Raw genomic sequence first — 14692 nt, 5'->3', positions numbered from 1 at the left:
CGTTCGCGGTGCAGCGGCTCGGTGGCGTCCCTCGCCGCCGCGAGCAGCCGCTCACGGCACAGCCGCACGGCCTGCTCGCTCGCCCAGGGCGGAAGATGCGGGCGAGATAGCGAACCGCTGCTCGAGTACTAGAGGATGTGCCGGTGCGTACGGGCGGGGCTGCAGACCCGCGCGGTGCAGCGCCATCCACCAGTGTCTATACGGCAGAGGCAGTGGAGAGCCCGGTACTCGGAAACGGGTATTCAGGGTTCAGCGAGTAGCACGGAGACACGGACCAGTGGCAACGCTGGACCGCGCTCCGTGCCGACTCAACAGGGCACCGCCGCCCCCGCGCTCCGACCTGAGGGTCCGGCGTCAGGCCCCGCCCGCCAGTGCAGGATTCGAAGACGATGGCGTACCGGCGTGGACGTAGACATCGCCCTGGGCAATGTCGTCGACCTCCTCGGCAGGTACGGCGGAGAAGCCGGCCACTCGAAGGATCCCGATCAGCGCCGTCTGCATGAGGAGAATGACATCGGCATGGTGTTTCCATTCCGGCGCTGCCGGGTCCTGCCGTTCTGTCACTGCCTTGATGCCAGCCTCTGCCAATCCCGGTGCGCTCCAGCGAATGTAGAGTCCGCTGACATGATCATCCTGGCTGTCGTCGACTTCCACCCGGGCACCGGGCTGTTTCGTCACTTGGGGATGCACAATGTACGCGGGAATGCCAGCGCGGTGCAATTCCCGGCAGACCTGGGCCGCGAGTTCATGCCCGGCGGCAACGTCTTCCTCCGAGGGGAACGGATGACCGTGTGCATCGTCTCTGGCCCAATTCTCGGAATCTCTGTAGTTCAACGGGTCATCTCCTGATCCCTTACCGGTGGTGATTGCTTGAGATAAGAGGAGCGCCGGAAACCGTTCCGGCACCCCTCTTACTGCGTCACTCAGACTGAGTCAGTTGCTTGGAACGGGCGAACTTCCCACGCTCGAACATGTCGATCATGTATTCCAGCATATCGTACGCACCGGGTCCGTCCGGAGTCGAATAGGTTACCGGAATACCCTGCACGAGCGGAGAGCACATTTTCTGACAGGGGCTGCGTTCGCTGTAGAGTTCCGAAATCTGGTTCTTATTGAACCCCTTTTCCTCCAGCTTCCGTATGATCACCTGCTCGGAGTGAAGACCATCGGGGATATTCGCGAAGACGACGAAGTCGTCCTTCGCGCCAGTGGCCGCAGCCCATCCCGGCACCCTCGCAACCGCGATGTTCCGGCCGAACTTGTACCTGAGTCCGCTGGCCACCCGGAACTTGTACGCGACCACGGCCAGCTCCGAACCGGCGTACGGAATCATGCCTTCGCAGGCGTTGTTCGCGGAGAATGCGAACGCGGCTCTGCTGCGCTTCGTGCATGTCTCGTACAGCTGCTCGAGGACCTTGGCGCCGATTCCTTCCCTTGCCAGCGGCGACAGGCCCTCCAGACCGCGCAGTGCCGTGTAGGCGTCTTCGAAGCCGACGCCGGTCCTGGCGGCGGCGTCTAGGGCCTTGACCGCCTTGGTGATGTCGCTGAGCGCGCCTTCGAGAGGGAAGAAGTTGGCATAGGCCCAGGCGCAGCCGCTGGCGCTGCCGTGGAGGCAGTCCATCATGTCGTCGGCGAAGAACGAGAACAGGATGGATCCGGCCACGTCGCCGAAGAGGCTCTGCCATCCGGCGCGGATGATGTCCTTGCCGGAGAAGTGGTGCTGCCAGTTGTCGATCTTGATGTTCTTCAGGGTTGACCGCTGGAGGAACTGCCACGTCGGCTTCGGACATCCGTCGGCCGTGGCCTGGGCCTGGTCGTCGGTGCAGAGGTAGAAGTCGGCTTCGTAGTTGACAACCAGGTTGTACGCGGCGTCGCAGCCCGTGATGGCCGCTTGCGGCATCGGGGGGCACTCGCCGATCTGCTGGGAGCTGACGATGTCCACGGTGGACTCGTCCGGGACGGCGAATACGCCGGGGATGCCGGTGCCGGACCCTTCGGACGCCTGCTTGTTGGCCTGCTCCCGTTCGGTGCGATCTGCCGCTTCCTGGGCTTCCTTGGCGTACTTGTCGGCGTCCTTGGCTGCTTGTTCGGCCTCGGTCGCGGCCGCGTCGGCGCGGTCGGCCGCCGCGCGGGCGTCCTTGGCGTCCTGTTCGGCCTGGGCGGCGGCGGAGCGGGCGGCTTCGGCGTCGAGTTCGGCAGCGTCGGCGGAGTCGCGGGCGTCCTTGGCGTAGCCCTCGGCGTTGCCGGCGGCCTTGTCGGCTGCTGCCGCGTCGGTGGTGGCTTGCTGGTCGTACTCGATGGTGCGGGCCAGTGACGCCTGGGCCGCCGCGGCGGCCTTGGCGGCGTCGGCTGCGTAGCCGAGGGCTTCCTTGGAGTAGGTGCGGGCGGTGGCCGCGTACTTGGTTGCGTTCGCCGCGTGCTGGTAGGCCTCCTTGGCGTCGCCCTTGGCCTGGTCCGCGAGGTTCTTCGCGGCGTCGGCCTCGGCGGCGGCGTTCTTGGCGTGCGCGTCCGCGACGGCCTGCTGCTGCTCCGCGATCGTCTTCGAGCCCTGGCCGGTCAGGACCACCAGACCGGCTGCCGAATCTGTGTCGACGTACGGTGAACCGAGCTCCACGGCGTCGTTGGCGGGGGCGGCGACCTGCTGGGCCGCCTTGCCGGCGTCGACGGCTGCCTGGGCGGTGACGTGCGCGAATCCGGCTGCCTTTGCGGAGGCGGCGAGGGCTTTGCCGGCCTCGGCTTTGGCGGCGTCTGCCTGGGTCTTGGCGTCCTTGGCATGTTGCTCGGCCTCGTCGGCGAGCTTCACCGCGGTCTGCGCCTCGGATGCGGCATGCTGTGCAGCCGTGATCGCGTCCGCGGCGGCACTGGTGGCGGTCCGCACGGCTGCGTCGGCCTTGAGCTTGGCCGCCTGCGCGGCGTCTGCGTCGGAGCGGGCGCGCTTGGCCGCGGCCTCCGCACGGGTGGCTGCCGCGTCCGCGTCAGCCGCAGCCTGCGTAGCCGCATCCGCCTCCGAACGGGCCCTGCCCGCCGCCGCTTCGGCGTCGTCGGCGGCCTTGTCCGCGTCGTTCGCCGCAGCCCGGGCTGCATCGGCGGCTTCACCGGAGTCGAGGGAGTCGGCGTAGGCGTCCTTGGCATCGGCCTTGGCGCGGGCTGCGTCCGCCTTCTGTTCGGCGTCCCACGCGTCGTCGCGCATCTCCTTTGCATGGTCCTTGGCCGCGACCGCGTCGTCGCGCCGCTTTCCGGCGGTTTTCTCTGCGGCCTCGGCTTTGTCCTTGGCCTCCTTGGCCTTGACTGCCTCGGAATCGGCGTTCTTACGGTGCTCGGCGGCCTCGGCCCGGCTGACGGCGGCGTTCTCCTTCTCCGCCTTGGCCGTCTTCTCCTCGGCCTCCGCCGCAAGTCGCTTGGCGTGTGCGTCAGCGGCAGCCGCCTTCGCGTCGCCCTCGGCCTTCACCGCGACCACGAGCTTGGCTTCCGCTGTCTCCTTGTCCTGCCTGGCGTTGTCCCGGTGCAGCTTGGCCGCGTCTGCGGCGGCCTTGGCCTGCAGCTCCGCCACCTCGGCGGCCTTCTTGCGGAATTCCGTTGCTGACTGCGCCGACTGCGCCACAGCGCGCTGCGTGATGGTCGCGCTGTCCCCGGCTGCGGCTCGGGTGGCGGCCTCGGCGGTCTCGCCGGCCTTCACCATCGCCTGGAGCGCGGCAGCCGAGCCCTTGGTGACCTGGTCCTTCTGCAGGCCCACCAGCAGACCACGGCCCCGCGGAGCACCCGCCGCATCAGCGATGCCGTAGGCGGCCTGGAGCGCGGTGTCCGACGTCGTCGCGGCGTTCTGCGCGGTGGTCAGTTGCGCCTTGACCGCGGCGAGCTGCTTCTTCGCTTCGGCCTGGGCGGCGGTGATGCTGGCTTTCGCCTTGTCGACGTCGGCCTTCGCCGGCGCGGTACCGGTGTGGGTTTTGGCGACGATCCGGAACTTCTGCGCGGCGGAGCCGTTGCACGTCGACAGCACGGCGTCCTTGCTGTTGTCGAAGGTCGGCAGGTGCACGCACTTGCCTGATGCGGCGTTCACCAGCGGGCCGGCACTGCGCACGTTGAACTTCCACTGCTGGGCCTTGCTGCCGTCGCAGTCTCGGATCTGCATCTTCGCGCCGTCGGAACTGGCTCCGTTCGGCGTCCCCAGGCACTTGTTGGAGTTGGTGTTGCGCAGTTGGTAGCCGCTTTCGTAGTACAACTCCCACTGCTGGGCGGCGCCCCCGTTGCAGGTGTACACCTGAACCGGGGTGCCGTTGGTCTTGCTGCCGCCCTGGACGTCGAGGCACTTGCCGGCAGCGCCCGGCACCTGAATCTGCAGCTCGCCGTCACCGATCCAGCCGAGGCCGCCCTCGCTGTAGTAGTCCAGCCAGCCGGTGGAGTAGTTCGCGATCCACGACTGCCCCACCAGTTTGCCCAACGCGAACGAGCCGTCCTGCAATGCCTTCGTGGCGGTGGCGGATGCTGTCAGGATCTGCTGGCGCTGCGTCGCCTGTGAGGTGATCTCCTGCTGCCACTCCGTGCTCGCTTGCGCCACTTCCTTGCCGAGCACCCGGTTTGGATCGATCGGATTGTGCCACCCGCAGGCAGCGAAACGGGCCTTCAGGTCTTCTACCGCAATACGGAACTCAGGCGTGTCCGGGTCCGGAGCCGTCTTCGGGAAACCGCCGGCGGACAGGAAGATACGGGCGTCGTCCGCGAACACCCGCGGAACGAACATTGTGTTGGGTTCGATCTTGCCGGAGTTCTTCTTCCATAGTGCCCAGGCCTGCTGTTCCTGCGGCGTCCCCCCGGAGGCGTACAGCTGGTCACCGATCGCAAGTGCGGCCTTCTTCGTGTCGTCGTCCGCGGTGGGCGACGTCTCGTAGAACGGCGAGAACAGGTCGATCGCCTTGCCCCACGACTGGTAGATCCACGGGAGCAGCCCGATCTGGTCGTAGATCTCGGAAGCTCCGTCCGGACTGCCCGGGTAGTCACTCAGACCCGAGACAGCGGTGGAGAACGCATGCTGCTGGTCCAAGACCTTCTGCTGCCACTGCGAGCTGTTGTTCCCGTCGGCATCGAAAGCCGTGTGCAGCGGGTCCTTGGTGTTGTGGAGGTCCCGGTTGAGCTTCTGATGCAGTTGATCCGGCGGCAGTCCAATGGCCCCCTGCGCCAGGGCAAACAGGTTCGGGCCGCCCTTGCGCAGCCCATCGACTCCCACACACTGATCACCGCGCAACTGTTCAGCGGCCTGGGCGTTGAAACCGTCGTAGGAGTCGACGGCCGGACTGGTAGGCGGTCCCTGGTCGACAGCCGAAGCCGGTTGCACCGCTACGGCAGCGAGAAGAGCCAACGAGGCGAGCGGGGCGACAGAAGCCGCCAGACCAGCCAGCCGTCTCGGGCCTCTGCTCTGCTTCCGTAAGGGTCTATGTAACACGCGTGTACCTCTCCATAGGGGGCGCGCTCCCGGGAGGCCACGCAAGGCACACATGGAGCCTCACGCAGTATTGGGCGCCCCCCGTGGACACGCTGGATACTCCCGGACAAACGGACTGGTCAGGTCCTCCCCGGAGCGGACGACACCATAGGCATGCCAGTGATTCCTCCGACAGGGCTTTGAAGCGAAAGCAGTTACAGTGGGTAGCCATCCCGTCCGCCGGAAAGGTCAGGTGAAAGCTCCGTGCAGAGTCTGTGAGCGGCGCTTTGTCAGCCTTACGTCAAGTCACACTCCGTGCACGCTTCACAACAATGAGATCGACATCACAGCCGTCGCGAAGTCTGTGAGCAGGCGCTTGCCCCTTTGCGGACTGGCCTGGCGACCAGACCCAGCTGGAGGACATCGATCCGGTGGAGTGGCAACGGTGCTTCCACCTCGTCCGGCTCCATCTGAAGGTCGGCCGCCCGCTGCCGACCGAGTCCGGCGACATCGTGCACCAGGGCGAGATTTTCGGCCGGTGGGTGCGCTCGGTCCGGCTCGGGCGAGACAACCTGACGACCGCGCAGCAGTGGATGTGCGAGCAGGTCCTCGGGATCGAGCCCGCAGCCGACGACGAGAAGCCGCCCCCCGGCGCCATACGCAGGCCGACAGATGGGCGATGAACTGCGAAGGCCTCCAAGCAGTTCTACGAGCGTGAGGGGCACCTTCAGGTCCCGAGGAAGCGGGTTGAGCGGATCGTCGCCGGCGAGGGCCAGGAGGAGCGGGAGCACAAGCTGGGGGCCTGGATCGGGCATCAGCGCACCCGGGCGGCGACATTGACGCCGGAGCGCGTGGAGCTGCTGCCCGCGATCAGGATGCGGTGGTCCTGAGGGGCGCCGTCGCCATCGCGGCCGTCGCGCTCGCGGCCGGCTATCTGCTCGGGCGGCTTCGCCCGTGACGGTGCTTGGGCAACTGGGCGGCCGATCAGGTCCGCTTCACCGGAGCGTAGGTCCGGGGCGGTGCTGGCGCATCAGCCGTCGTCGTCCTGGCCCACGCCGTCACCGCGCCACGCACCAGCTGGCGCATCATGCGCGCCCCAGTCAGCGAGACGCAGACGCCGGCGCCCGCACGCGATCCGGACTGGGGCGCCCACCGCACCAACGCGACCGCCTGGAGGAGCTGCTGCGCGCATACGGGCCGGGCAGCAGGCCCGCCTCGCACAGCCGGACGCGCTGAGACGACCTCGAGTTCGCGTGGGAGCCGCGCATCCGCCTCAGCCCGGAACCAGCAGCGGGGCCGGACAGAGTGATCCTGTCCGGCCCCGCTGTCGTCGGTCAGCCGAAGTCGAACGTCTCCTGGGAGAAGTCGGCCGACGCCGGGGCGGGCGTGGGCGCCGGTGGGCCGTCCGGGCGGGCGGCCTTCCAGCGTTCGGTCAGCTCGTCCTTCCAGCCCTTCGGCGGGGGCCACGGCACGCCCCAAGCGACGAGCTGGTCTCGCTTCCAACCGCCGGCGGGCGTGCGAGCGGGCCATGCCGACACAGCGCCCGGCGTCACCCAGCCGGCGCAGCGTCACCCGGTCGGCGCCCGCCACGGCGGCCCCCAGCGCAAGGGGCCGCTCGACCGAGTACAGGGCGCTCTTCAGACAGGCGGCGCGCAGCACCCGGGGCAGCGACCGCGCCTCGGTGATCTGGCCCTGTACGTCCAGGTACTGGCCCGCCACCATCTCCGTGCGCATGTCGCTCCACAGCCGTCGCACCACCTCCGCCGTCCCCGGTGCCAGCGGTGTCTCCGCCATCAGGTCGTCGGCCCAGGCCAGCGCGAGGTCCCCGGCGAGGACCGCCGCCGAATGCCCGAACCGCCCCGCCCGGACCGCTGTAACTGCCAGTGCCACTTGGACTTCCGGGCGGATGACGCATCCGATGCGAGTACCGAACTTCGAGGAACTTCGCGAAAGCAGGGCACCGTAGTACGAGTCGGGTGCGCGATGGTCGGCCCGCCGGGTGCTGATGCACGTCACTCGCCGAGTCCGCTCGCCACAGCGGTCCCGCCGATGTCATCCACAAGTCACTGGACGGCGTCAGGACGCCGACCGGTGACTTGTGGCGTTGTGGCATGCCCTTGTATCGAGGGCATGCCGGGCTACGGCTGCGTCAAGAGGGCGGGTAGGACGCCGGTGACGCGCAGCAGCCTGCCCTGGCGGTTGCTGACGTAGACGCGGCCGTTGGCGCGGTCCAACCCGACGCCGCAGACCGTGCCGAGGCCCTCGGCCACCACGCGCCGGCGGCCCTTTGCGTCGCCGTCGGCCAGGACGACCTCGTGCAGTCTGCCGTTGCCGCAGTCGGAGACGTACGCGCTGCCGCCGTCCACGGCTACGCGGATGCTGTAGCCGAGGTTGGTGGCGATGGGCTGCGGAGTGCTTTCGTCCGCCGACAGGTCGACCTCGTACAGGCCGCCGAGGTCGTACTGGCCGACGTACGCCTTGCCGCCGGCCAGGGCCACTCCGGCGGCCCGTGGCACGTTCCAGCTGCGCCGCTGCTGTGCCGAACCCCCGTTCAGATCGACCTCGACCAGCTTCCCGTGGTACACGTCGCTGACGTAGGCCTTGCGGCCCGGCAGGTCCAGCGCGACGCCGTACGCGGTGATCTCCGAGGCGACCGTGACCGGGGAGGCGGCGGGGTCGGACAAACTCAGCGTGAACAGGCGCTTGTTGGAGTAGTCGGCGACGTAGGCTTTGTCGGCCGCCAGGTCCAGGGCCACGTCGTTGATGTCGCCCAGGTCTCCCACGACCCAGTCCGTGCGGCCGCTGGCGAGATCGACCTTGTACAGCTTGCGGGCGCCGTAATCGGTGACATACGCCTTCTGGTTGTCCACGTCGAGCGTGAGGCCCTCCGCCCTGCCCAGCACGGTGCTCACCTCGAAGGGAGCCTCCCTGGGAACGTACGGCCTCTCGTCGCCCGGTTTGTGGAGCGGGTGGTGCTTCAGGTCGAACTCCAGCTTCTCGAGCTCGAAGACCTCGTGCACACCGGCGAGGGTGGAGACGACCTCGGCTTCTCCCTTCTGCAGGAACGGCTTGCCGTCATCGGTCAGGTCGAACGTCTCCGTGGCCGCACCGGTCTCCCCGAGTTTCCAGGCGATCACCTTGCGATATGCCGGATCCTTGGCCTGAGGACCGTCCGGGCGGATCTCCTTCACCTCCACCGGCTCGGGGTAGTACAAGGCGACCCACCCGCCGAAGGAGACGGGGAATTCGTAGTCGAACCTCCGCACCTGGCGTCGCTGTGTGGCCAGGACATCCACCCGGCTGCCGACCTCCCCGCTCAGCGTGGACGAAGTCTTGAAGGAAGTGGTCACCGAACCACTGACGGAAGCGGTGATCCCGAGCATCAGCTGGGCTGACAACTCCCCCGTGCCCGTGGCGGTACCCGTGGCCGTCGTCGTGTTCGTCGCCTGCGACTGGGACTCCGCGTCGACGCCCTGGTTGTCCTTGCTGTTCTTCAGGGTGGTCTTCTCGGACTGGTTCGCCGCCATGCTCGCCTGCAACTGCTGCTGCAGAGACGCCGTGGCCTTCGCCCCGAAGGTGAGCTGCACCTGCCCTTGGAGTGACCAGCTGATGGTGTTCGAGATCGAGAACTCGACCGTGTGGGACCACTTGGTGGGAACGGGATCGGTCCGGTTGACGAACGTCTGCTTGGAGATGACGTCCGGCGGAGGCTGGGCGATGTCACCCCGCTCCTCGACGAGGGGGACGCCCAGCGTCATGTAGGCTCGCCAGCCCCGCTGGTGTGCCGCTTCCTCCTCCTCGGGGAAGTCGCCGAAGCGCTGCTTGTTCAGGGAGAACCCGGTCGGGGAGACGTACCGGTCCCTGCCGTCCGGTGTCTTCTTCTCCGCCTTCCTCTTCAGTTTTTCCTTGTCCCGCTCCAGGATGGCGACCGCCCGCTCGGCGATCCGGAGCTCCTTCAGGTTCCGCCCCGTCAACGGATGGCGCACAAACCGCTCGCCGAGATGAGCCGTACTCACGTTGTTCTTGGTGGCGCCCATGCCCTTCATCCTCTTTGCGTAGCGATCAACGACGTCGTGCCGGTGGCGGTGCGGTTACCGGGTGGATCCGTCGTCGGGTTTCACGGGCCGGATCGACTCGTCGTCGGTGCGCTTCTTGGCGCTCCGGGCCGCCGCGTAGTTGTCATGTTTCAGCCCCTCTCGCTCTTCTTCGCCGATCGTCGGCCGGTCTTCCTCCCTGATCTCCACCTTCACGTTCTTGGAGGCCTCGTCCTTGGCGGCGGACGCCATGCTGGTCGTCGAGGCGGGGTCCTCGCTGGCCGTCTGCTGCTGGGCGGCGGCCGACCGGGTGTTCCGGAACAGGGGGGTGAGGAAGTCGTTCATGATGCCGAGCGCCTCGGACGACGTTTCGCGGATGATCTTCGGATCGCGCGCCGCTGTGGGAGGCATGTCCTCGTAGAGCTCCGGATCGACCCCTTGATCCTCCGGCCAGGCGCCAGGGATCTTCTCGGAGAGCTTCTGTGCGGACTCCTCGGCGGCCTTCGCTTCGTTGCCGCTGTTGCCGAAGATGTTCTTGAAGGACATGGTCTTCCTCCGGGGTACGAGATTGGGTTGGCCGACACTTCTTCGAGCCGTGGCGGAACGCCCATGGGCGGGCGCCCCTCAGACCTGCCCGACCCGCCGGCGAGGCAAGCCGCTCGCCACCGGCCTTCGTTCCAACGGGTGACGCTTCGGCCTCGTCCGAGCAGTAACTCGCCTGAAAAGTCAGGGCAGTTGGATTTCCGCCCCGCAGGACGGATCCGCAGCGCGTCACGGCTGAAGATCCTGACCCTGGGCGGGGCCGAACCGCTGGCGCTGCTGCCCGTGCTCTTGGCGGCGCCGACCGACCGCCCCGGCCGGATCTGCGGCCGGGGCCGGGATCTCTCCCTGTGGATGGCGTGGCGGCGGGCGCCGGCCGCGCGGGTGAAGGCGGCGATCCTTCCAGGTTCTCCGGCGTGCGCAGCCACGTCGCCGGGTCGGCCATCCGGCCTTCCAGGTGCTCATGCGGCATCGCGGTCTGCCGGTGGGTGTGGATGACGGCGGCCCGCTGAGCCGGGGTGCGGGCCCGCGTCCCGGTCCGGGGAATCGACGGCGTGCGGCGCGTCCGGCGTCTGGTCGCGGTGTTGGTCTTCAACGTGCGTGGCGGCTGACGCGGTCGCGGCCGGGGCATCGTCCTGTGCGGCGGGTGCGGGTCGTGCGGCGCGGACCGTTTCCTGCACGGCGAGGCCGGCGACCCGGGCCCGTCCGTACCGGCTCGACTCCCGGGGAGGCTTGCCGCCGGTGCGGGCGATGCACCAACGATCGGGCCCGGTGAGGTCACGCCCCCCAGCGACCACTTCCCGGGCTCGCCCGCGGAAACCCCCTGAACCGTCATACGGGCCAGCCCACCCGACCCCGCCCTCCTCTCCCACAGGAACAGCGAAACCCATGACAGCGAGCAACGAACCTGCTAACCGCCCCACAACAGCCGCTTGGTCACCCGCCGCACTCGGGGCAGTTCAGCGCGAGTAGCCCCGGAACGGCCCTGAAAAGGCATATACCGCTGATGTGCCCAGACCGGAGGGCATCCCAATGGTTCTTGCCGCCGCCTGACCGAAACGGCCGGTCAGCTCATGCCACAAGTACGAGCCCGCCAGAGCCTCTTGCAGCGACTTGACGAACTGTGCTGCCTCGGGCGGTACGGCCGCCGGGGCCTCGGCCAGAGTGTCGACCCGGGCGGTCAGCAGATCGTTGACGACGGCAGCAGCGTCGCGCCGATCGAGCCCGAGAGCTTTGCGAGCAACCTCCACGCCGTTGTTCGCGACCGTGCCCTCATCGACCTCCCGGTCGTAGGACACGATGTCGTTGTGCAGGCTGACGGCGTCGACGAACGCGTCGACGGCGGTGCGGAACTCCCTGCCTCGGACCGCGTTCTCCTGGAGCTCGCCCATCGCGTGCTCCATGAGCACGGCGGTGAACTGCAAGCCGCCGAAGTCACGCCGGGCTCCCAGATACTCGATCAGGTCGGACAGGGCATGGTCGACGTGGTCGAGCTCCCACAGCACCCCGTCGAGGAAGCGCCGCACACTGCTGATGAACCGGTCGCGCCAGAACAGGCTCATGGTGGCGGACGTGCCGGTCCACAGATCCGCGAAGGCCCGTTCCACGGGATTGACCGGGGTCAGCGGCCGCGGCAATCCGTCCAACGGCAAGAACAGCATCAGCCGTTCCACCTGAGCTGCCGCCGACTCCTGGTCGCGGTTACGCCGGTAGAGCGGCAGGAACAGATCGTCGACGAACCACAGGGCAACATGCCAATCGGTGACCAGCCGCAACTCCCCGGCATCGGCGTCGGGATGGGTCAAGGCGATGAACAACGGGAAGTCGGCCTCATCGAACTTCTCCTCGCTCCACCTTCGAGGCCATTCCAAGTACTCGTCGTCGAACATTCCCATCTGCCTGGCCCACTCCTTGGCATGTGCGCGGGCCTGGTCGACATGGGGGTTGACGCGGGACTCGAACGGCATGTGGAACTGCGGATGTGCAAGGGATCCCATGATCGGTTGCTTCCCTTCCGAAGCCCCGAGATGCCAGGGTTCACCCTGCGGCCTAATACTGCGACTATCCGATCACATGATTCACTATTCGGCTCGTGCTGAACAGCGGGATCTCCCTGACGACGACTGGCCTGAGGCGTTCGCCGACACCGGAAACACGACCTCGTTGCCACCGGTTGGCGAGAGCCCGCATCAGCCGGCCGCCCAGCCGGACAGGCCGCCACCGGCCACGGCACCGTCCCCGGTGCGGGTGCTGTTCGGGCATTCCGAGCACCGCGACACGGTCACCGGCCGTATCGCGGTGTGCGCCCGTCCATCAGTCCGACGTCGGAACAGAGCTGCTTTCAGAGATCACGGATCACCAAGTGACCGGCAGCGCCTGCAAGCCGCGGAAGACCAGTACCGGTACGTAGGTGAGCTCGGACTCGTCAACGGCGAGGCGGAGTCCCGGACACCGTTTCACCACGGACCCGATCGCCACCCGCATCTCCCGGCGGGCCAGTATCGCGCCGAGGCAGAAGTGCGGCCCGTGCCCGAAGGCGAGGTGGGCCGCCGGTCCTTCGCGGGTGATGTCGAAGCGGTCGGGATCCGGGTACACACCCGGGTCGCGGTTGGCCGCGACGATGACCGGCAGCACGGTTGGCCCGCCCCCAGCCCGACACCGTCCAGTTCGACGGGCTCGGTCGTGACCCGGACCTCGGCCGAGGTGAAAAGCCTGCTGTAGCGCAGTAGTTCGTCGATCGCCGGTCCGACCAGATCCAGTGCCGACCGCAGCAGCGCGAGTTGGTCCGGGTGGCGCAGCAGAGTCAGGAACGAGTTGCCCAGCTGGTTGACGGTCGTCTCGTGGCCGGCGATCAGCAGGCCCTCGAGGTTGGCCAGCAGCTCGGGTTCGGTGAGGTGGTCACCCTCGTCGTTGGCGGCGACCATCGCCGAGATCAACCCGTCGTCCGGCCGCGCCCGCTTCTGACGTACCAGAGGGGCGAGCCAGTCCCACACGCGAGCCTGCCTGTCGATCCCAGGGCGGCGAGAGAGTCCTCGCGTTGCTCCTCGCCGAGTTCAACGGCTGGGACCTGGCCGGGCTCGCCCGCTCCGCCGTTGCTGGGCCGGCGGACAGAGCGGTCAGCGGCCAGCGCGACGCCGGGCATCGCTGAGGATCTCGTCCCGCGCCGGATGAGCGTCCACAGCGGCCATCAGCGCAGCCCACCAAGTGCTCCCAGACGGCGGACCAGTTCCTGTCGCCGCTCCCCCTGCAGTCCATGAGGTGCACTTGAGAGCCCGCGTGCCCGGCTCCAAGGCAGCGTTGGGGATCTTCAGCCGATTTCAGCATGACAATGTACTTGTGCACCCGGCTGATGACGAACATCTGGTTCTTCCCGCCGTTGAGCGGGAACTGGATGGCGTTGTGTCCGCCGGCGATGTCCACAACCTGGTTGCTGGCTTTGTACTTGGGCACCAGTTGGTACGCCATCCCGTTGATGATCTCGTCACTCGAGTGCTGAACGGCGTGGACGGCCGGAGCGGCCCGGGCCGGACCGGACCTGGCATGAGAGGGGCGAGCTGGATGCCGCAGGCGAGCGTCGCGGCACCGGCGCCGAGAGCCGCCGTACGCGTCACACGCCTGACCGAAGAAGACCATACTGCTGGCATCGCGGGGCCTGTCGCCTCGCCGGGCGAAAAGACCCGGCGTCCTCCCGAGACCTGTACTCCCACGCTAACTGATCACTTCAGAATGATGTTCGGAGTCGTCGCAAGCAGATGATGCTGCAGGCGAGTTGGAGCAGTCCGAGGTGGAGGTCGGCTCGTATCTCATAGCGGATCCGCAGGCGCTTGAACTGGTGGAGCCAGGCGAAGGTCCGCTCGACGACCCACCTGGTCCTGCCCAGGCCGGACCCGTGGGCGGTGCCCTTGCGTGCGACCTTCGGCGTGATGCCACGAGCGCGGAGGAGCCGCCGATACTTGTCGTAGTCGTAGCCGCGGTCGGCGAACAGCCGCCGTGGCCGGTGCCGCGGCCTGCCCACCAGGCCGCGGATGCGGGGGATCGCGTCCAGCAGGGGCATCAGCTGGGTGACGTCATGACGGTTCCCACCGGTCAACGACACTGCGAGGGGTGTTCCGTGCCGGTCGGTGATCACATGGTGCTTGCTGCCCCGGCGGCCGCGGTCGACCGGCGAAGGTCCGGTGTGAGCCCCCCTTTCAGGGCCCGGATGTGCGAGCCGTCGACCGCGGCGTCCTCCACGTCCAACAGTCCGGCCTTGCGGAGTTCCGCAAGGAGGATTGCGTGCAGGCGGGGCCAGACGCCGGCCTCGGTCCAGTCCCGCAGGCGCCGCCAGCACGTCACCCCGCTGCAGCCGATCGTCTCGGCCGGCACGTCCGCCCAGGTCACGCCCGTGCGCAGCACGTAGACGATCCCGCGCAGAGCCGCGCGGTCATCCGCCGGCAGCCGACCCGGATACCGCCGACGCCGCGGCGGACGAGGAGGGAGCAGCGGAACGACACGATCCCACAGAGCATCAGGCACAAGATCATCCGACACACACAGAACTCTGCCGCCCACCAGCCCAACTGCCAAGGCCCTGAGGCACAGTCATTCTGAAATGATCAGTAACGAGCTGGTGCGTGATAGCGATGGAGTCGTGTTTGCCTGATCGGAGTCGTGCTCACGTGTTGGCGGTGCGGTCGGAGACGAGGCCGGCGATGGCCCGGTA

The 14692-nt window shown here is 67.8% G+C and carries 10 protein-coding genes and 2 pseudogenes; 2 read left to right on the top strand and 10 right to left on the bottom strand.

The genetic code is table 11. The features are described from left to right. Positions 1-354: 354 nt before the first annotated feature. Together IE251_RS40285 and IE251_RS40280 are read right to left on the bottom strand one after the other, a co-directional pair. On the bottom strand, positions 355-834 hold the full coding sequence (locus tag IE251_RS40285; RefSeq protein ID WP_189757897.1) for a hypothetical protein: 480 nt from the start codon (positions 832-834) through the stop codon (positions 355-357). 85 nt (positions 835-919) lie between these two features. After that, on the bottom strand, positions 920-5353 hold the full coding sequence (locus IE251_RS40280; RefSeq protein ID WP_229897171.1) for an RICIN domain-containing protein: 4434 nt from the start codon (positions 5351-5353) through the stop codon (positions 920-922). Between the two features lie 494 nt (positions 5354-5847). Here IE251_RS40280 and IE251_RS42365 point away from each other — a divergent pair, with 494 nt between their 5' ends. Further along, positions 5848-6099, top strand: a complete 252-nt coding sequence (locus IE251_RS42365; RefSeq protein ID WP_434095177.1) for a hypothetical protein — start codon at positions 5848-5850, stop codon at positions 6097-6099. A gap of 72 nt (positions 6100-6171) precedes the next feature. After that, positions 6172-6306, top strand: a complete 135-nt coding sequence (locus IE251_RS42360; RefSeq protein ID WP_434095178.1) for a Helicase associated domain protein — start codon at positions 6172-6174, stop codon at positions 6304-6306. A gap of 444 nt (positions 6307-6750) precedes the next feature. On the opposite strand, the gene IE251_RS40270 is transcribed toward IE251_RS42360, so the two are convergent. The 8 genes and pseudogenes from IE251_RS40270 to IE251_RS40240 form a co-directional block, all read right to left on the bottom strand. Continuing rightward, entirely contained in the window at positions 6751-6888 is a 138-nt protein-coding gene (locus IE251_RS40270; RefSeq protein ID WP_189757900.1) for a hypothetical protein, read from the bottom strand. A gap of 52 nt (positions 6889-6940) precedes the next feature. After that, positions 6941-7297: pseudogene (locus IE251_RS40265) on the bottom strand (polyprenyl synthetase family protein); the annotation flags it as partial. A gap of 257 nt (positions 7298-7554) precedes the next feature. Continuing rightward, complete coding sequence (locus IE251_RS40260; protein WP_189757896.1) at positions 7555-9453, bottom strand: YncE family protein; 1899 nt, start codon at positions 9451-9453, stop codon at positions 7555-7557. A 54-nt stretch (positions 9454-9507) separates the two neighbouring features. After that, entirely contained in the window at positions 9508-9996 is a 489-nt protein-coding gene (locus IE251_RS40255; RefSeq protein ID WP_189757895.1) for a hypothetical protein, read from the bottom strand. A gap of 953 nt (positions 9997-10949) precedes the next feature. Continuing rightward, positions 10950-11987: a terpene synthase family protein gene (locus IE251_RS40250; RefSeq protein WP_189757894.1), complete on the bottom strand. Its 1038-nt coding sequence runs from the start codon at positions 11985-11987 to the stop codon at positions 10950-10952. A 358-nt stretch (positions 11988-12345) separates the two neighbouring features. Then, a complete protein-coding gene (locus tag IE251_RS42255) occupies positions 12346-12585 on the bottom strand; it encodes a cytochrome P450 (RefSeq protein WP_350969354.1) in 240 nt (79 codons plus the stop codon). A 176-nt stretch (positions 12586-12761) separates the two neighbouring features. After that, positions 12762-12914 (bottom strand): annotated as a pseudogene (locus IE251_RS42250) (cytochrome P450); the annotation flags it as partial. 797 nt (positions 12915-13711) lie between these two features. Then, a protein-coding gene (locus tag IE251_RS40240) for an IS5 family transposase (RefSeq protein WP_189757898.1) occupies positions 13712-14520 on the bottom strand; the annotation gives its coding sequence in 2 pieces (ribosomal slippage) (positions 13712-14181 and positions 14181-14520; 810 coding nt in all). Positions 14521-14692: the final 172 nt, after the last annotated feature.

The organism is Streptomyces eurythermus (assembly GCF_014649115.1).
GTDB lineage: Bacteria > Actinomycetota > Actinomycetes > Streptomycetales > Streptomycetaceae > Streptomyces > Streptomyces eurythermus.
This window is presented reverse-complemented; position numbering and strand designations above follow the sequence as displayed.

Bases quoted from the DNA above. Each gene is read 5' to 3' on its own strand.
- IE251_RS40255 (WP_189757895.1), bottom strand. From the start codon at position 9,996: ATGTCCTTCAAGAACATCTTCGGCAACAGCGGCAACGAAGCGAAGGCC.
- IE251_RS40250 (WP_189757894.1), bottom strand. From the start codon at position 11,987: ATGGGATCCCTTGCACATCCGCAGTTCCACATGCCGTTCGAGTCCCGC.
- IE251_RS40260 (WP_189757896.1), bottom strand. From the start codon at position 9,453: ATGGGCGCCACCAAGAACAACGTGAGTACGGCTCATCTCGGCGAGCGG.